Annotated in this window: 17 protein-coding genes and 1 tRNA gene; 4 read left to right on the top strand and 14 right to left on the bottom strand. The window is 36.9% G+C overall.

Translation table 11 applies throughout. The features are described 5' to 3' along the window. The first annotated feature begins 47 nt into the window (after positions 1–47). Positions 48–401, top strand: coding sequence for a 3'-5' exonuclease (locus tag K1F36_RS16280; protein ID WP_313790083.1), 354 nt, complete (start codon positions 48–50; stop codon positions 399–401). A 13-nt stretch (positions 402–414) separates the two neighbouring features. Here the strand turns inward: K1F36_RS16280 and K1F36_RS16275 are convergent, their stop codons facing one another. The 11 genes from K1F36_RS16275 to K1F36_RS16225 all read right to left on the bottom strand — a co-directional run bounded on the left by K1F36_RS16275 (position 415) and on the right by K1F36_RS16225 (position 10,570). Next, entirely contained in the window at positions 415–1,989 is a 1,575-nt protein-coding gene (locus tag K1F36_RS16275; RefSeq protein ID WP_258539118.1) for a type IV secretory system conjugative DNA transfer family protein, read from the bottom strand. A gap of 15 nt (positions 1,990–2,004) precedes the next feature. Further along, a complete protein-coding gene (gene mobB / locus K1F36_RS16270; protein ID WP_128759353.1) occupies positions 2,005–3,036 on the bottom strand; it encodes a MobB family relaxase in 1,032 nt (343 codons plus the stop codon). An 11-nt stretch (positions 3,037–3,047) separates the two neighbouring features. Next, the gene (locus K1F36_RS16265) at positions 3,048–3,428 is read right to left on the bottom strand and encodes a BfmA/BtgA family mobilization protein (RefSeq protein ID WP_008610923.1); all 381 of its coding nucleotides are present in this window, start codon (positions 3,426–3,428) and stop codon (positions 3,048–3,050) included. A 444-nt stretch (positions 3,429–3,872) separates the two neighbouring features. Beyond that, on the bottom strand, positions 3,873–4,070 hold the full coding sequence (locus K1F36_RS16260) for a hypothetical protein (protein WP_008610922.1): 198 nt from the start codon (positions 4,068–4,070) through the stop codon (positions 3,873–3,875). A gap of 11 nt (positions 4,071–4,081) precedes the next feature. Further along, entirely contained in the window at positions 4,082–4,462 is a 381-nt protein-coding gene (locus K1F36_RS16255; RefSeq protein WP_008610919.1) for a DUF6876 family protein, read from the bottom strand. A gap of 76 nt (positions 4,463–4,538) precedes the next feature. After that, complete coding sequence (locus tag K1F36_RS16250) at positions 4,539–4,883, bottom strand: single-stranded DNA-binding protein (RefSeq protein WP_220114775.1); 345 nt, start codon at positions 4,881–4,883, stop codon at positions 4,539–4,541. Positions 4,884–5,580: 697 nt separating this feature from the next. Beyond that, positions 5,581–6,372, bottom strand: coding sequence for a UPF0489 family protein (locus tag K1F36_RS16245; RefSeq protein WP_220114774.1), 792 nt, complete (start codon positions 6,370–6,372; stop codon positions 5,581–5,583). Continuing rightward, positions 6,365–7,276, bottom strand: coding sequence for a hypothetical protein (locus tag K1F36_RS16240; protein ID WP_220114773.1), 912 nt, complete (start codon positions 7,274–7,276; stop codon positions 6,365–6,367). The genes K1F36_RS16245 and K1F36_RS16240 overlap by 8 nt, the downstream gene beginning before the upstream one ends. A 1-nt stretch (position 7,277) precedes the next feature. Continuing rightward, positions 7,278–8,696 carry a hypothetical protein gene (locus K1F36_RS16235; RefSeq protein ID WP_220114772.1) on the bottom strand — a complete coding sequence of 473 codons (1,419 nt, stop codon included), beginning with the start codon at positions 8,694–8,696 and terminating at the stop codon, positions 7,278–7,280. Positions 8,697–8,706: 10 nt separating this feature from the next. Further along, complete coding sequence (locus K1F36_RS16230) at positions 8,707–9,810, bottom strand: nucleotidyl transferase AbiEii/AbiGii toxin family protein (RefSeq protein WP_220114771.1); 1,104 nt, start codon at positions 9,808–9,810, stop codon at positions 8,707–8,709. Continuing rightward, complete coding sequence (locus K1F36_RS16225; protein ID WP_220114770.1) at positions 9,803–10,570, bottom strand: DUF6577 family protein; 768 nt, start codon at positions 10,568–10,570, stop codon at positions 9,803–9,805. Before K1F36_RS16225 ends, K1F36_RS16230 begins: the two co-directional genes overlap by 8 nt. Before the next feature lie 161 nt (positions 10,571–10,731). Between K1F36_RS16225 and K1F36_RS16220 the strand changes: the two genes are divergently transcribed. Continuing rightward, complete coding sequence (locus K1F36_RS16220; protein WP_220114769.1) at positions 10,732–11,793, top strand: DUF4238 domain-containing protein; 1,062 nt, start codon at positions 10,732–10,734, stop codon at positions 11,791–11,793. Between the two features lie 51 nt (positions 11,794–11,844). On the opposite strand, the gene K1F36_RS16215 is transcribed toward K1F36_RS16220, so the two are convergent. The 3 genes from K1F36_RS16215 to K1F36_RS16205 all read right to left on the bottom strand — a co-directional run bounded on the left by K1F36_RS16215 (position 11,845) and on the right by K1F36_RS16205 (position 15,178). Continuing rightward, positions 11,845–12,681, bottom strand: a complete 837-nt coding sequence (locus K1F36_RS16215; protein WP_220114768.1) for a DUF932 domain-containing protein — start codon at positions 12,679–12,681, stop codon at positions 11,845–11,847. 262 nt (positions 12,682–12,943) lie between these two features. Next, entirely contained in the window at positions 12,944–14,731 is a 1,788-nt protein-coding gene (locus K1F36_RS16210; RefSeq protein WP_008610915.1) for a ParB/RepB/Spo0J family partition protein, read from the bottom strand. A 364-nt stretch (positions 14,732–15,095) separates the two neighbouring features. Continuing rightward, positions 15,096–15,178, bottom strand: a tRNA-Leu gene (locus K1F36_RS16205). Positions 15,179–15,405: 227 nt separating this feature from the next. Between K1F36_RS16205 and K1F36_RS16200 the strand changes: the two genes are divergently transcribed. Beyond that, positions 15,406–16,347, top strand: a complete 942-nt coding sequence (locus K1F36_RS16200) for a ribose-phosphate pyrophosphokinase (protein ID WP_176618808.1) — start codon at positions 15,406–15,408, stop codon at positions 16,345–16,347. A 19-nt stretch (positions 16,348–16,366) separates the two neighbouring features. Next, positions 16,367–17,008, top strand: a complete 642-nt coding sequence (locus tag K1F36_RS16195) for a 50S ribosomal protein L25/general stress protein Ctc (RefSeq protein WP_220114767.1) — start codon at positions 16,367–16,369, stop codon at positions 17,006–17,008. Positions 17,009–17,016 lie beyond the last annotated feature (8 nt).

Below are 17,016 nucleotides of genomic sequence, written 5' to 3'. Positions count from 1 at the left end.
TTTCATCCGCCGCAGGTGGTATACATTGACCGCCCTATCCATTTAAAATAAAGAAAACTTCAAAATATTTTGCAAAGGCTACGAGAACAGACCCTATCACAGCTCATTTCAATCGTGTCGATATTGATAAAACCAGCTCGCTGACCACAGTTCATCAAGTTAAAGGAAAAACATTGGATGCTATCCTAATATTTTTTGATGAAAAAAACCACGCAAGCAATATTAATTTTAGAGATTTAGAGCCTGATGCCGATGGTTTCATTAAAGAAAAGAAACGTATAATCTACGTTGCGATGTCGAGACCTAAACATCTTTTGGCGATGGCATTTCCTGAAAAAATTACAGATAAACAATTAATTGAAAAGTTCGGGAAAGAGATTTCAATCATTGATCTTGATTGAAAGATTGTCTTTCTTAATTAAATATAGACTTCGCCTCATCATAAATCCTATCAAAATTATCCGCTAAATCCGCCTGAGAAAATTGCTTGGATTCTTCAGGAAGTTGCCTTTGGATTCTTGACAATTTAAACTGCACTTTCTTATCCTTACCATCAGCATAGGTTATAAATTCGCCCTGTTTTAATCGAAAGAAAACGTCTGCTCTTATCTTCGGTATCTCTTTTTCGCCCGTTGTTATTCGCGTATCAAAATCCAGATTATGCCCACGACTTATACTCTTCGTAGGGTCTTTGATAATTTCAAAAAAGCGTTCGTAATATTTGGCAGTATCTGGGTCGTTGACCTTGCCGAAAAATTGGTAGGATAGATTGCTTAAAATCGCTTTGCTTGCCTTGTCCCCATACATCATATCATTTTGTATTTTGTCCTGCATCACATAAATCGTAGAAATATTATAGCTTCGAAGTGTCGCAGGAATACGATGCATATTCAATAAACGAATGGTTGGTGCTTCTTCCATCATCAAAAAAGAAGGCTTTGCATTGCGTACACTCATTTGTTTTGTAATGGTATGGATGATGGTGGCAATCACAGGAGAATACGAAGTTTCAAATTTGGGATTGTTCACGACCGAAATTACAGTTGGATTTTCAGGACTATTTATATTGAGTGGCACTTCGTCCGCAGACAACGCCATAAAAATGCGGTGTGTACTAATTCGTTTAAAAGCATTGGCCAAGGTGCTTTTTACTCCTGCGGTCTGTCTTTCAGAATCTTTTCCACTTATAAAAGCATCTGCCATTGCCCTCGATGTCGTATTGGTTTCCAAAAACTGGATAAGGCTGTTTGTGTCCAGATATTGATAAATGGCGATTAAATGTGGAAGGGTACAGAATTGTGGATAGGTAGTTTTTAATTTCCAAATCAATCCACCAATCAAGCCTTCCGCAGCATCATTGAAAAATTTGGTCGTTCCAGTTGTTCCAGATTCCCGTTGTTCCAAAAGGTTTTCAATCAATACCCTTGAAACTTCGTTTACGCTTTCCTCGTTCTCTAAATAGCGTGGTGCAATAGGATTTACCCTATGTATGATTTTATCAAAGGAAATGACCTTAAACGGGATATTACCATCTTTAAAAAGGGGATAAGCCATTTCAGTAAGCTCAAAATCCTTGTAGTCGTGGATAATTCCGCAAAACCCTTCTTTTTCGAAGTGTTTCAAAAAACCATAGACTACACTTTCGGTCTTTCCACTTCCCGCAGAACCGATTATAGATGCACCACGTTTGATGTTATCCAGTTTGAAGTTTCCTTTTGTAGTGGCAAAGTTGACCTGATATTTGGCATTTCCACTTTTAGGCTCGTCCGTTTTATGCAAGAATACATACATTCCTATATTAATTAATATCAGAGGACAAACAAAATAAAGTGCTATTTGCACCAATGGTAATTGTTCATTTAAATAATACACAAAAGCGCCAATCAATAGAAAATTGACGACAAATGCATATCTGCTAACCCGAAATATTCCATAGAAAACAACACTGGCTACACCAATAATAAAAAGTACTGTTACGAGATTGTCCATTTGTATAATTTTAAGTTAGATTCCGATGGAACTTGATTTGATGGCCACTTCCGCACCACGTCGTAGCTTGTTAAATATTTTCATTACCAATTGTGCCTGCGTGACCGGAATACTCGGCATTATTGGAATATTACTTTCACGCATTAATTTGAACGCAATCGCTTTTTCGTTGGTTGGTAGTTTCATCAACGATGCAAAATAGATTTTCGGATTCTTGATGAAATCCTTTCTTGCCTTATAGGTTTCAGCGAAGTTCCTTTGATAGCCAAAAGTCTTATCAAAAGTCTTTTCTGCTTTCTCAAAAAACCCATCTCTATCAAATCCCCGTTTTACCGTTTTACCATTTAATTCAACGTCGGAAGCTTTATATTTACTTCCAGGTGACAAACTGAATCGGTTTGATGCATCCTTGCGGCTAACGATAATATGTAAATGGCTTTGGTCTCCTGCTTTTGGCATTCCTTGTACTATTCGTTTTCCGTTCTGTTGGTGCGGTGCTTCTCTTTCTAGTTTCCCGATTTCTTTTTCCAATTTTTTCACATTTCCTTCTGCTCGTCCATCTAGCACATTTCGGACTTCAGTTTTTAATTGAAGTATTTTTGTGGCAAAAGGCTGGTTTTCCTGCACCTGTTTATCTGTTCCTTTAAAGGTTCTTTGGTGTTCAATTTTTGCATAGTATTTTATATCATCGATATTGACGGGTCGCCCATTTATTTCACGGTTGAATGAAGCCACATAATCCTTCATAATCTCCCGGGTATATTTTTGCAAATCTTTATTATGGTTTTGCAACCGTTTCAGTTCGTATTGTGAAGGGCTTACGATAATAGAATAAAACCGTGGCTCGTGCTTTTCAAGTTTTGCGGTATTGCTATCAATTTCCCTGACCACTTCCTCTGCTGAAATCTCGTCGCCATATTGGTTAAAAAAATGCTCCATATCCTGTTGTTCCAATCCTTGGTTTTCCTTCTCCAGATAGCCAACAAAATCAGCCGAACTTTTAGAATAATTACCTCCTATTTTTTGAGGTGAGATTGTAATATACATAGCTCAAAAATTTACAGTTGGTTACTTGGATTTTGTTTTTCACGGAAGCGTACTTCCTTTTTTTCTTCGGCATATTTCTTTTCTAAAATCAGCGGTTTTTTGTTTGGCTGTTCTGTCTCAAAAAGGGATTGAATCATTGCGACCGTGGGTTTGGTTTGTGTCTTTTCAACATCACGCATTATAGCGATGACTGCATTGATTCTTTTTAATAGTTTGGCTTCGATGGTTCGCCCTGTCGGACCCAATTTTTCCTTTGGCGATATCTCGTTATAGAAGAAAAAATCAAGGATATTTTCCATTGCTTCGGTATGGGTCTTGAAGTGTGTCTTTGAAAATTCCTGAAAACGTTTGGCAGTTTTCCTTTTGAACCTGATGGTGATGAATGAATCCATTTTCTTTCGCTTTTTTTGTGTATTTGACGTAAATCCATCCCTGTTTACAGGTTGTTCAAGGGCATTTGACGCAAATCGAAGAAATATATATAATCCATTAATTTTCAAGTTGTTGAAAATCAATTGGTTATAAGCTAAAAGGAATATGTAACGCGGCTCTGCCCGTTACCCTCTTGCTATTCCTTTTCGTCACGCCAAAGCGTGACAAAAATTTCATACAATCTGGCTAAAAAGCCAATTGCCCTTTTAGGAATTCGGAAATTCCAATATGTAAAATATAGATGGATACAGCTACCAGCGAAAGTTAAAAATAGGGTAGCTATATAAATTATGTGTGCTGAATTTCAGCGAAATAAAGATACGGTTTTTTTATTGAACTGGAATTACTTGAAAAGAAAAAACACCTCCAAAATTTAGAGGTGCTTGATTATTAAGTTTAGAAAATTAGATGTTGAATATGAACTTATAGGAATATAAATTTCGTAATGCTTCTTCCTCTATCATCGTTTCAAAACAGGTGTAATTTTCCCTTACGTATTTGCGAATATCATCGCCAAATTTTCGTTCCACGTTTTTTTTAGAATCCTCTAAAAGTCGGTTTTGAGCCTCCTCGCTCAAGTCTGTAAAATTGAGATAAACCATAGCCTGAATTTTTAATATTCGCTTGGTAACATCAGCGTATCATTTACAAAAAATAACCGCAATTCATCGAGCGGAAAATCGGTTGCCCGATAGCCGTGTTTTTCCAAAATATTGTCGTTGCCATCTGTATAAATAATTTCAGCTTCATATCCTGTAAAATTTTGTTTTTCCTCGGGCAATCTTTTAAAGTCTATGGTTATAAATTCGCTTCGGTTCATCAGACTTTTTGCAATTACGGAAGTGTCCGTAATGAGCCAAAAACATTCTGCTACTTCTGACAAATATTTCAATCCGTCCGTAAAACGTGTTCTTAGTAAGGGGATTTGATAGAACATTTCTGTTCCCGTAAAATATTGCAATCGCTCTTTTATTTCGTTAACTTGTGCTTTCATTGTGCATATATTTAATGTGTGAATAATGAAAAAGAGGGCGCAACTTTCGAGAGGAACGCCCTCTTTATTTTGAAGATTACTTATCGCTTTTACTTCCAAGTAGAAGGATTTCATCGGCTACGACTTCCGTTACATAGCGTTGGTTGCCATCATCGGTCGTGTAGGTTCGGGTCTTTAGTTTCCCTGTAATTCCTAATTCTTTGCCTTTTTCGACAAATTTCTCAACGATTTCAGCAGTCTTGCCCCAAGCTACTACGGTATGCCAGTTGGTGTCCGTTTGCTTTTCGCCTTTGCTGTCTTTGTAATACTCGTTTGTAGCGAGTGAGAAGCGGGCTACTTTCTTACCGCTTTCAAGGTTCGTGATGGTTGGTTCTTGCCCAACGTTTCCAATCAATTGTACGTGATTTCTAATAGTACTCATAATAAAATATTTAAGTGATTTATATTTCCCCTATTGATTTAAAACAGATTAAATTTTAAGGGGTGTTTGTTCTTTTCTTCTGTGCATCGCACAATGGATAGAGTGGGTTTTGTCAAGACTTTTAGGGAATAAATCAGGTGTGTTTGCGACGTAGTAATCTCGATAGCTATCGGGATTCAAGGAAGTAGAAACCTTATTTTTCACTAAAACTCGTACAGTCTTGACAAGTTCCATAAGGGCATTAGCAATTCTTTTAAACGCAGTTGCGTTTGAGCGTACCGACAGTTAAGCGAAATAAGTGGCTGTGTTTATATTAGAATTGGTTATGTCGTGCCTGTTTTTCGACGACCCGAAAAACAACAAAGGCTTTATCCATTATAAACCCCTTAAAATGTGTAAGACAGCGGTTTGGTTTTTAAGGATTTTCGAGTGAGGGCTCAAGAAGACCGCGCCGAAAATCCTGTCAAGAAAATCAAGCCGATGGCTTTCCGATTAAAAAAGCGGACTTAATCCACGATTTTGGCTCTGGAATGAAGTGTTCCTTTCCAGCGCAGCGGGAAAGGTTAGCGAAATGGAAAGCTGAAATTGGGAATTGTGTCCAAGACTTGTATAGTGAAGCTCTTTTCACGAAGTGAAGTGGTTGCCTGCTTTTTCAGCAGGCGAGCGTGGAATGTAGGGGAATGTGCTGAGTGGATTATTAATACTTAGGCTTCCAAATCCAATTACATTTTGGTGCAAATAACTCTGGGTTGAAATAAATGTCACTAATTAGGTCAAGAAATTTGTTGCTTTTTAAAAGCCCACCACAATGTTCAGGTTCTGTTGCAATAGTAAACCCTTTTATGCGCTCAAAAATCCAACTTATTAGCGGATGGTCTTTATCTAACATCGTTCTTATTTCTTCTTCCTGAAGATACGTGAATTCGAACGAGCCATCACTCAGGCCGTTATTTACTGAAAAGAAATCCAAGTCAATATCAAAAAATACGGACGACTCTGACGACTTCAAAAGTGCATCTTGAAGACCTTCATAAGTTTTGAATTTTTTGATGGTGTGTTTGTTGCCATAGGTGTCTATCAATTCTTCATCTTGCCAAGTATTTGGTCCCATTTCTTGCCTACAATACACATAAATATCGCCAATCAAGTTAAGATATGCCGCACACAGAATATGCCCATCGTTATTTCCAGCTAATTTGGCCCAAGAAAACAAAGCAACTTCTGCATCGCTTGTCAAATCCAATTTATCGAGCCATTCTTTTTCTGTGTCACACGGACAGCATAAATCCTGATGCCAATCCAATGAGACCAAACAAGGTGGATTCTTAGGTTTCTTCTCTTGCACCCATTTGTTCCAATAGAAAAATGCGTAACGATGTTCTTGAAAAACTGCAAGTTCAATAACTTCTGTGTCATTTGCGGGATGAGATAGAATTTGTCGCAAAACGCCTGGTGGTTCTATATGATGAGGGTTTCTGAACTCAATCATCAGATTCCTTTTTTGGCACCAACTTCTCTATATCAGACAGCTCGTTTACGATACCCTGTTCCTTTAATGAAGTTTCAATATTAATTTGAACTACATTAGCATTGGCTTTCCAAACAACTTCAGTAATAAAAGCTACAGTTAACTGCACTTTTAAATCGGTTGCAAAATCAATGTTTGAATTTTTCCATTTTTCTCTATGTTTCGCATTGGCATCTTGTGTTAGGTCAATTAAAGAACCATAGATTTTTCTATCATCATCCAATATTCCAAGTTGATGCTCTTTTCGCTCACTTAAATCAAGTTCTTTATGTTTTAAGATAGGCAAATCGGCTTTCGGTAAAACGAATAGTACATTTTTGAGTCCTGTAGATGGAACTCGGGTAATGTGTTCCTCAATGTTCTGGAAATCATCGATACCGTATATATTAAGATTCATTGCTACAATAATATCTCTGTCCACATTAAAACCCAATTTTTCTATCCCTTTTACTAAATCTTCTTTACGAAGAAGATACCGTTTTTTCCGAGCTGATAAAAATGCGTTGGGAATATAATAATTGATGTTCTGGTAAACTATCTGCTGGGATAATATCGTGTCTGCATTTAGATGTGGAATATCTCCAGTTGTAAATGCAGATTTTTGAAATAAATTCATTGTACCGTTTACACCGAAGGAAATAGTAGGCTCTCCGTCAAAACTCTCCTCAGTATTTTGGATGGTATCAAATTTTTCTAATGCACCAACAATCGCATCTTTAGATTTTTCATAGAATTGCCATTCTTTTTCGTAGTCAATATCCGCATTTAATCTTGCAGCCTCAATAGCCTCTTCAAGTGATGATTCGAGAACATCAATAAATTTTGATGACTTCTTTTTTAGCTTCTTTATCTCCTTCTTTTTCATATCATATTGTATTTAAGAGATTTTCATCTTTCAACACCTTTTTTAAACAAAACCTGAAATAATTTATGGATTCTTGCCACAGTAATAGTTCTAACACTTCGGTTTGTGGTAAATTAGGTTGTCCTGTGAAGTTATCGTAGGTATTGTATTTAGGCAATTTAAACTGCCTTAGAAAAAGCAACGTCAAATACTGACAGATGTAGAATGTAACACGCCTTCTGTTTCCTAAATTATCCAATCCTGGGAAAGGGTATGATAAATCAATAGGGTAATTACCTCTCCCAAACTCGTCTTTAAAGCTACTGAACCACGTAAAAATCTCGGTCATATTATTAGGCAGCAGAACATATTTAGGTGGCTGGTTTTGTGTGTATGTAAATAATGTTTTAAGGGCTTCATAGTTTTTCTGATAAATCAATAAGCCTCCTAATGCCAAGTGAAACTCAAAAAAACGTTTTCTTTCGTTGTCTCTTTTATCTATTAATGACTGGTTATCATATTTTTTAGTCTCAAAATTGTAATCTGTGCCAAAGACTCGTTGCAATCCAAAATTGAAATATTGATGTGCCGTACCCCAATAGTTACCTACAAATTTGGGATTGTTTGATATAAGTACAACATTGCGCCAAAGTTCTTTATAGGTGTCATTTGAGATGGGGGTTTCAAAAATACCTTGTCCCATTAACCATACGCCACTTACAACAAAATATTCGAGACTTTGCAAGTCTTCATTTCTACCTTTGGCAACTTCTCTTATAATTTCCCTAATACCATAATGAAACTCGTGATTAAACTCAACTTTAAAGTTTTCAAATCCATCTGGTTTTTCTTCCTCTCTTGGTCTAATGAAGTTAGCACGGTAATTATTGAATTCTTCCGTGTAGAAATTAACCAATGTTTCCTCTAAACCTTTATCCTGTGTCCTAATGGCAAATATTGCAAGTTCATTGATAATCTTAAAATGGTATTTATCATCTTGATCTTTTTTTAGCTTTCGGTATTCGGAAATTATATAGGTAAGCAAACGTGTGGACTTGCCATTGTACAGCGAAACCTTATCTAACCAAATAATAAAAATGACAACCAATGATACTGTTAAGAATAGCGTTAGAAGTTTTGCTGAGTTTTGCATCATCCAACTATCCTTCCAAAATAGTGGTTCACGGTCTAATATTAAGAATATAAACGAGCCGATTGTAAAGAACAAAACCCATTCAAATACTGTTATTCTTCTTGACCTTCCGGGAAATATCCCAAAAAGTTTTGTCTGCGGAAATTCATTTTCAAAAGCATTAGCCAGATAGTTTGATGAAAACTTGTGGCCTATATTGGATATTTTATCCACGATAATAGGATATGCTATACCCAAAATTGCGATGTCGATAGCGACACAGATTTCTATAATATACTTTAAGTCCATTCACGTTAAGTTACAATAGTTCTACAGCCTTGTACCAATAATAAAATATAGATTTATCGGGTTGGCGTTTTAGTCTGTTCAAAAATGCCCAATCTGCTTTTTCAATTGTGAGTTCACTTATGTTTTGACCTTCATAATATTCGATTTCAACAACCTCTTTTTGCAGAAGAATGGCATTCAAATAGGCTACTCTGGCCGAAGCTGCAAGTGCTTCTTCTATTCTGAAATTTCCGGTCATTAGGAATGCACTACCGAAACTGCGTATGCCAAGATTTAAATTGGCAAATTTCTCTTTTGTTTCAGCTGTTGGATTACGTTCTCGTCTTGCGAGAATTGCACAGGTATTTAAAGAATCCCAAAGCACGTCGTTTTCAGTAAGCTCTCTACTACTAAACTCTTTATCTGAACTTCGATAGGATAACTCTGCTTTCGCAAAAGCGGAAAAACTTTTCTTTACCGTTGTTATATCTGTAATGTTTTCAAATAATTTGCTTAAATCGAACAATTGCTTGCAGATTTCCATTGCAAATAATTGGTCTCCTTTGTAATATGGAATTCCTATAGTCTCTGGTGCAAAAGCGGTCAGCTTATCGCCACAAATAGAATCTATGGAAGGTGTAGTGATTTTTGTAGCCGTTTCGTCAACAGAAAGCCAGGGTGTATTTACTGAAGTCTCAACGAGTGCTGGGTAGTGCGGACTGTCAAAAAGAATATCCAATAGAATGGTTCCTGAAACGTTTGGGTTATAAACTGAATCAAACTCAAAGGTATAATGTGCCTTTGGAACACCTTCCTTATAACTTCTATGCTCATTAAGCACGTGCTTTTTGAAATGTGAATTGGCTACAACTGCATCCAAAATTTCTTCTAATTTATCACGCTCAACGCTCGAAATAATATCGATATCAATAGAAAATCGGTTCCCTTCTTTTAGCAAAAGCACAAGTGATGTTCCCCCTTTGAAAACAAAATCAAGTCCTGAAACTTTTAGATGTTCCAGTAATGATAGGGCGTGAACCATTTTTTCAAGAATGGTTACATTGATGCCTTTATGTTCCTTTTTTGCACGGAAGCTATCCAGCCATTCCTTTGTAAAGCTTTTGTCATTAATCATACTGAATGTCTTCTAAAAAATTTGGAACGTGCCTGCTTATAAATTGTTTGATTTCCTGTTCCTTTTTGCGTCTTTTGGCATAGCTAAAAAGCTTTGTGAAATTGATGTTATATGTGTCAATAATTTTCTCGTAGATATTTGTCATTTCTGAGCCTTGGTAAAAATGTAGCAGATTTTCATCTGCAAACAGGTCCACCATAATCTTTTCAAGAGTTGCAATGGGCACTACCGCTTTTTTATTTTTTATTTTTTGGATAGGTGCCCTTGTCACCAAACGTTTAATGATAACTGGGACGTTACTTTCTGAAATATAGAATTGAATTTCCTTTTCATCTGGATTTAGGAAAAAATCCATTCTTAGATTATCATTTAGATAGTAATAGAGTGAGTCTACAAACTCTTTTTCTACTTCGACGACAATCATTTGATTTGACGTCTGGTGCTGAGAAAACTCATTGAGCCATTGGGTTTCCCAAATGGCATATTTTATATCTTCAAAACGCTCATTGGTTTTACGGGCTATTTTGAACACACTATCTGATAGAAGAGGCTTATATTTAGGTTTATAGGAAATAACATAAAGTCCACGACCAATGGTTTTAATTATGTCCTTTTTCTTCAGGTCATAAATTCGCCAACTAAAGGTGCTTTCCTTTAGGTCTGGTTCAAAATTTAGATAAAAGTCATAGAGTTCATCTCTATCAAAAGAACTTTTGTCCTTGAAGTTCTCTATTAGCTTATTTTCTATAATCTTTGGCATAGTTAAAAATCAAAACTTTGCCAAAAATACAAAAAAGTGGCGAATATTTGAAAACAAATTTTCGCCACTATATAGATTAAGTGGCAAAAATTGGTATTTTTCTACCTTTACAATCTCAAATTAGGATTGACCTTAAAATTTTAAATACAATTATTTACTGTATGGCAGAAAAGAAGAAGCAACACTACGTTCCAAAATTTTATTTGAAATTTTTCAGCGTTGCTAATAATCATAAAAAAATAAAAGTTTGCATAAAGAGAACTGGTAAAATAATTCAAAACGCAGATTTAGAAAATCAGGCGCAAGAGGACTATTTTTATGGAAAAGACTTAGAGCGAGAAGAATGGTTCGGAAATATTGAAGACACAACCTCGGTAATTTTAAAGGAAATAATAAGGTCGAAGCGATTGCCTAAGAATAAATCTGACGAATATTACTGGATATGGTTATTTATTTTACTTCAAGCATATCGGACGAGAGCCAATGTTGACGAATTTAACAACGTGGTAGATAAAACAATGAAAACTGCAATGAAGTTTGATTCAAAATTTAAAGATTTTGATTTTGACACTCACTTTTTTGGATATGACGATGCAAGTGAGAAAGCCTTGGATATTTTACTAAACAGTTTGCCTATGATGCTGGACTTACAGATAAAGCTTCTTGAAAACAACACAAATAAGTCACTAATTACGAGCGATAATCCCGTTTCAAAATACAATCAATTTTTAGAATCACGTAATTTTTCATTTGGTCATTATGGGATGCTTAGCAAAGGATTGCAAATATTTTATCCATTGTCGCCCGACTTGACCTTAGTAATGTATGACCCTAAAGTGTATAAAGTTGGATATAGGAATCAGTTTAGCGATATTTTATTAAATGAAAGCGATGTAGAATTTTTAAATACCCTCACCTGTCTTTATGCAAATAAGACGCTATATGGTAATGAAAAAGTAACAGACTTTCAGTTTGAACAGATATTGGAAAGTTCTCAACGATTTCAAGGACAAAAGAAATTAGAATTAAAACAATTCGACCCTGTAAAAGAAGATGAAGAAACGGAATCAGTAATAGTGCAACATCATAAAACACCATATACCATTAAACCAAATTTTTCATTTGTCAAACAAACCCAACACGCTAAATCTTACAGAATGTCTGGCTACTTTGCTGAAATTAGAGATGAGCGCTATCGAGAAAGAAAAAACCGAAATTTTTAATCATCTATATAAAAAATCCAGTTTGAGGTACTGGACAAACCTTTATTTAATTTATGCCATAGCATAGACTTCATCAAACAGCTTTTTATCTAAGCGTTCCTGTTGGCCAAAGCTTTTCTTTAAGACATTATGAAGTACTGAATTAAACGCATTATAGCCCAACCAGAGATTTGGTTCTTCATTGAGCAACAAGGCTTCATAGTTCAAGGTTTCGATGACCTCACGAGATTTTTTCGATGGGTCGCTGTTCTTGTCGCTACATTCATACCGGAATAGTTTCGTTTTGTCGAGAATCGCCTTTACAAATTCCTGTGTGTCGATGATTTTAAATTCCTTCATCTTGTCGAATTTCTTTGTAATGGTGTAGAATTCATTGTCCAGAAACTTATCGAATAGATTGTTCAGCCTCGGCATAATCAAGTGCGTATTGTTCTTACTGTGCTTGATGGAAAACTCGATTTCTGCCTGAGAAACATGCAGACCATTTGAGCACACTTCTCTATAAAAACCGAAGTGACCAGAGGTCTTTTCACTTCCGTCGTACGAATTCTTGAACCGAAGCATCGGCAATATCAAGTCCTTATCGTTCTTTACGGTAAACTGGCTTTTATCATTGATAATAAAGTCAGTAATGAACGACCTATCATTTTTGTTGATGGTTCGTTTATGAAAGTTTAGCTGTGCATCGGTCAACATTTCTTCAGCATTCTTGAAGAATAGTTGATTCGGAATGTGTCCGTAACTGTTCGATACCACGTTGACAATTTTGCCATTTGAGATAATAGCATTTTCAAGCCCTCTTCGAGATTCCATCTGTGTCAGACTCTTTAAGGATTTCATTTCTGATGGAACAAAGATTTCATCCTGTTGCAAATTTTGTAAATACATAGCTTTTGAATTTTAGTTAAACAATATTTGAGCAGTACCCAAACGGAAGTTAAAATCTTGGCTCAAAAGGAAACGGAATAAATAAGCGTAGGAAGTTGCGTTGGCTTTATGCCGTAGTCTTTTGATGGATGTATTTTACGAGTTTACCTTTGCACTAACTATTGATTGATAACCCCTTCCTTAAGAACCCATCTTTCAAAACACTATCATAAAAAAGAAGAAGGGCCAGCACGAATGCCGACCCTTCTTCAAACAACAAAAGCTAATCGTTGAGTTCCTGAATTTGCTTTTCAAGAACCGTGATGCGCTCTTTCAAACGTGCTTCACGCTTGTCTCGTTTTTCGGCATATTCCTTTTCTATGCCGGCAATCTTGGATTTATAATATCCCTGTATCGCATTATAAAATGAAATGTTGGTAAGATTATTGACGTGATTGCTTTCGCCAAAATGCACTTGCCTCGTGAGCATATACCGTATCAATTTATGGAAGATTTCCTTTTTGAACTTCTTCTTGAAATTCTCTACCATTTCAACTCTGGTCATCTTTGAAGTGTCGCTCAGGAATTTTGAGAAATACTTCTGCTGGCTCATATAGTCCACGTTGTTTTCAAATAGTGATATCGAGAATGCGACCATTTCATCTGTTGAAAGTGTCTTCTTTGTATCAATGTATTTCGTCTCACGAATCATCTGCACAACTTCCTCAAATTGCTTATTGTTCTCTATTTGCTTCTTGCGGATTTCCCTTTCGTTGATTTTTACGATTTGTTCTTCAGGTGTACAATCTGCCATTTTTCTGTTGGCCAATGGTGCCGAATATTCCGTAGAATCGTTCTTTGATTTTTCGACAATTTTTACAAAGACCTCTTTATTCCTGTAAGTTTTGGGATGAAACAAAATGCCATTTGTAAACCCATTTTCATTTGCTGAATTGTATTCTTCCAATGCTTCTTTGTAATTTTGCAACGCTTTTTCAAATTCGGCTTTTAATTCATCTTCAGAATAGTCATAATGTTGGTATTCTTTCTTAATTGCCTCTATTGTAGGTTCAATTGGATTTTCTATAATTTCAGCATCATCCAGTAAATAGACTTTCAATCCGTTCTTTTCCAACTGGGAAATGATTAATTGATTGTTTTTGTCATCCGCCCAATACTTCCTTATTTCGGGAATCATCAAAATATTCTCTTTCTTCGATTTCTCAATGAGGTTCAAGAACGACTTGTTCTTCTTGGTCTCATAACAAGCTGCTTTTGTACAGACCATTTGACCTTCGCCGAACAGATTGCCTTGATTGGCCGCATTGAACGGACATTCTACACAAGACCCAGCTTTTGGGACTAATTTTTTGTCCGCTACATCAAAGGATGCTTTTTCCAAATCATAGGTCTGGTCTTTAATCATCCTGTTTATCTGATGTGCATTAAAATCTTCGCCCATCGTTTCTAACATCATCAGCTGTTCTTCCGGTTCAAATAGCGCAACACCAACACCTAAGGAAATCGTCATTTCGCCATTGCGGACAAAGTGCTTAAAACCGTCAATCAATCCAGCCAGTTTAAGTCGCTGTCTGATAAAGTTATCCGTTCTTCCCAATCGCTTTGCAATTTCAGTAGGTGCGTATTTCTCGCTTAGGTAAGCAATCGCCTCGGCTTCTTCGGTAGGCTCGACATCCTGTCTTTGCAGATTCTCGATAATCTGAACTTCAAGAACATCATTGTTTTTATAAGTCCTCACGATACAGGGTATGGTCTTCTTTCCAGCCAAATTACTTGCACGATATCGGCGTTCGCCCATCACGATGACATAATGGTCATTTAGTTGCCTTACCGTGATTGGTTGCAACACACCGTGCTTTTCGATACTCTCAGATAGCTGCTTTAACGCATCTTCGTTAAACGTCTTTCTCGGCTGTTCTGGGTCAGGCTTGATTTTACCCAACGGTAAGTTCTGAATTTGAAGTGCTTTGGATTTCTTTCCATTTACTTCTTTCTTGGCAGTAGATTTCGCTCTACTGCGCTTCTTTGTGGTACTCGCTTTTGTTGTCATAATACTCAAATTTTTGATTAAACAATATTTGAGCAGAAACCAAACGGAAGATAAAATCTTGGCTCAAAAGGAAACGGAATAAATGAGTAGGGGAAGAAGCGTTGGCTTTATGCCGTAGTCTTTTGATGGAAGTATTTTACGAGTTTACCTTGCGTGTATATTGTATGATAATAAACTTCCCTTACGAAGAAGTAAGGTCGTGATTAGATAAAGTTTATTATTCTGATAGTAAATTCATAGGGTTTAAAAACAAATAGAAGAATTTAACATCAATAAAAATGTTGCCTTCAAAATAGCAAAATGTTGTACCTAATGTTGTACCAAGTCATAAAAAAAGCCGAGATTTTCATCTCAGCTTTTTTAGTACCGAAGGCGGGAATCGAACCCGCAAGCCTTGTGAGCAATGGATTTTGAATCCATCGTGTCTACCAATTCCACCACTTCGGCATACTTTTTTTCCCTTCTCAAATTTGGATTTTGAATCCAGCGCGTCTACCAATTCCGCCACCAAGGCATTTGGTACACATTTTCAAATGCGAGTGCAAAGCTAAAAAATATTTTTTATTTATCACCAAAAAATACTTTGATTTATCCTTGAGCAACCCAATTTAATTTTTAAATTTGCACCTCTTTATTTTAAAGTACTTTAAAACGCTAGTTAACAAGAATTTGTAATGGCCTATCAAGTTCCCGAACCTAAAATTTTTGCTTGCACCCAAAGTGTTGAGCTGGGCAAGAAAATAGCCGCTTCCTATGGTGCGGAATTGGGAAAAATCCAGTTCTCCCGTTACAGCGATGGCGAATTCCAGCCTTCGTTCGAAGAATCTATTCGGGGAGCCCGAATATTTATCATAGGCTCCACTAACCCAAGTTCGGAAAATTTGATGGAAATGTTGTTGATGCTGGATGCCGCCAAAAGAGCATCCGCAAGACACATTACTGCCGTTATGCCCTACTTTGGCTGGGCCAGACAAGATAGAAAGGATAAGCCCCGTGTTCCGATAGCGGCCAAATTGGTAGCGAAAATGTTGGAGACCGCAGGTGCCACCAGGATTATTACAATGGACTTGCACGCGGACCAAATCCAAGGTTTTTTTGAAAAGCCCGTGGACCATTTGTTCGCCTCTACCCTATTCTTACCTTATTTAAGAGGTTTGAATCTTGACAACTTGTGCATTGCATCTCCCGACATGGGCGGTTCCAAAAGAGCTTACGCCTATTCCAAGGCTTTGGAGTGTGAAGTGGTCATCTGTTATAAGCAAAGGGCCAAAGCGAATGTTATCTCCCACATGGAACTTATAGGGGATGTTCAGGGAAAAAATGTAGTGTTGGTAGATGATATGGTGGATACCGCCGGAACACTTACCAAAGCTGCCGATTTGATGATGGAGAGAGGTGCCGAAAGCGTACGCGCCGTAACAACACATGGATTGCTTTCGGGCAAAGCATACCAAAGAATAGAAGAGTCAAAATTGTCGGAATTGATCGTAACGGATTCCATTCCCGTAGACCACGAGCAAAAGAAAATCAAAGTGTTGTCCTGTGCTGATTTGTTTGCAGATGTAATGCACAGAGTTCACCACAATACATCCATATCATCAAAATTTTTAATGTAAATCAATTTAATATATAACAATGAAGTCAATTACAATCAAAGGATCCCAAAGAGAAAGCGTGGGCAAGGTCTCTACCAAAGCCTTACGTAATGCTGGAAAGGTCCCTTGCGTACTGTACGGAGGGGATAAACCAGTGCATTTTTCAGCAGATGAAATCGCATTCAAAGACTTGGTGTACACCCCAAATGCACACACAGTAGTAATTGAATTGGAGGATGGCGAAAAGTTCGCTGCCGTATTGCAGGACATTCAATTTCACCCTGTAACGGACAATATTCTTCACATCGATTTCTATCAATTGTTCGAAGACAAACCTATCACCATGAAGATTCCTGTGCGTTTGGAAGGGAACTCTCCAGGTGTTAGAAATGGTGGACGTTTGCTTTTCAGAAAGAGAAAACTTTCCATCAGAGCGTTGCCCGATTTGCTTCCTGATTTTATCACTATTGATATTTCCAAGTTGAGAATCGGTCAAACCATCGCTGTGGAATCCATCCTTAACGACGATTACACGTTCCTTCACCCAGATAGTACTGCTATCGTTCAAGTTAAAGCTTCTAGAACATCTGTTGATGAAGAGCTAGAAGACGAAGATGAAGAAGGTGTAGAAGGAGAAGCTACCGAAGGTGGTGAAGCTCCAGAAGCAGAAGCTGCGGAATAGCACTCTGA

This window comes from Flagellimonas abyssi (genome assembly GCF_019457905.1).
GTDB lineage: Bacteria > Bacteroidota > Bacteroidia > Flavobacteriales > Flavobacteriaceae > Flagellimonas > Flagellimonas abyssi.
Note: the sequence above shows the minus strand (reverse complement) of the source record. Positions and strands in the feature narration are given on the sequence as shown.

Bases quoted from the DNA above. Each gene is read 5' to 3' on its own strand.
- K1F36_RS16230 (WP_220114771.1), bottom strand. From the start codon at position 9,810: ATGATTAATGACAAAAGCTTTACAAAGGAATGGCTGGATAGCTTCCGT.
- K1F36_RS16220 (WP_220114769.1), top strand. From the start codon at position 10,732: ATGGCAGAAAAGAAGAAGCAACACTACGTTCCAAAATTTTATTTGAAA.
- K1F36_RS16215 (WP_220114768.1), bottom strand. From the start codon at position 12,681: ATGTATTTACAAAATTTGCAACAGGATGAAATCTTTGTTCCATCAGAA.
- K1F36_RS16240 (WP_220114773.1), bottom strand. From the start codon at position 7,276: ATGAAAAAGAAGGAGATAAAGAAGCTAAAAAAGAAGTCATCAAAATTT.
- K1F36_RS16275 (WP_258539118.1), bottom strand. From the start codon at position 1,989: ATGGACAATCTCGTAACAGTACTTTTTATTATTGGTGTAGCCAGTGTT.
- K1F36_RS16210 (WP_008610915.1), bottom strand. From the start codon at position 14,731: ATGACAACAAAAGCGAGTACCACAAAGAAGCGCAGTAGAGCGAAATCT.
- K1F36_RS16235 (WP_220114772.1), bottom strand. From the start codon at position 8,696: ATGGACTTAAAGTATATTATAGAAATCTGTGTCGCTATCGACATCGCA.
- K1F36_RS16200 (WP_176618808.1), top strand. From the start codon at position 15,406: ATGGCCTATCAAGTTCCCGAACCTAAAATTTTTGCTTGCACCCAAAGT.
- K1F36_RS16250 (WP_220114775.1), bottom strand. From the start codon at position 4,883: ATGAGTACTATTAGAAATCACGTACAATTGATTGGAAACGTTGGGCAA.
- K1F36_RS16225 (WP_220114770.1), bottom strand. From the start codon at position 10,570: ATGCCAAAGATTATAGAAAATAAGCTAATAGAGAACTTCAAGGACAAA.
- K1F36_RS16255 (WP_008610919.1), bottom strand. From the start codon at position 4,462: ATGAAAGCACAAGTTAACGAAATAAAAGAGCGATTGCAATATTTTACG.
- K1F36_RS16245 (WP_220114774.1), bottom strand. From the start codon at position 6,372: ATGATTGAGTTCAGAAACCCTCATCATATAGAACCACCAGGCGTTTTG.
- K1F36_RS16195 (WP_220114767.1), top strand. From the start codon at position 16,367: ATGAAGTCAATTACAATCAAAGGATCCCAAAGAGAAAGCGTGGGCAAG.
- mobB (WP_128759353.1), bottom strand. From the start codon at position 3,036: ATGTATATTACAATCTCACCTCAAAAAATAGGAGGTAATTATTCTAAA.
- K1F36_RS16260 (WP_008610922.1), bottom strand. From the start codon at position 4,070: ATGGTTTATCTCAATTTTACAGACTTGAGCGAGGAGGCTCAAAACCGA.
- K1F36_RS16265 (WP_008610923.1), bottom strand. From the start codon at position 3,428: ATGGATTCATTCATCACCATCAGGTTCAAAAGGAAAACTGCCAAACGT.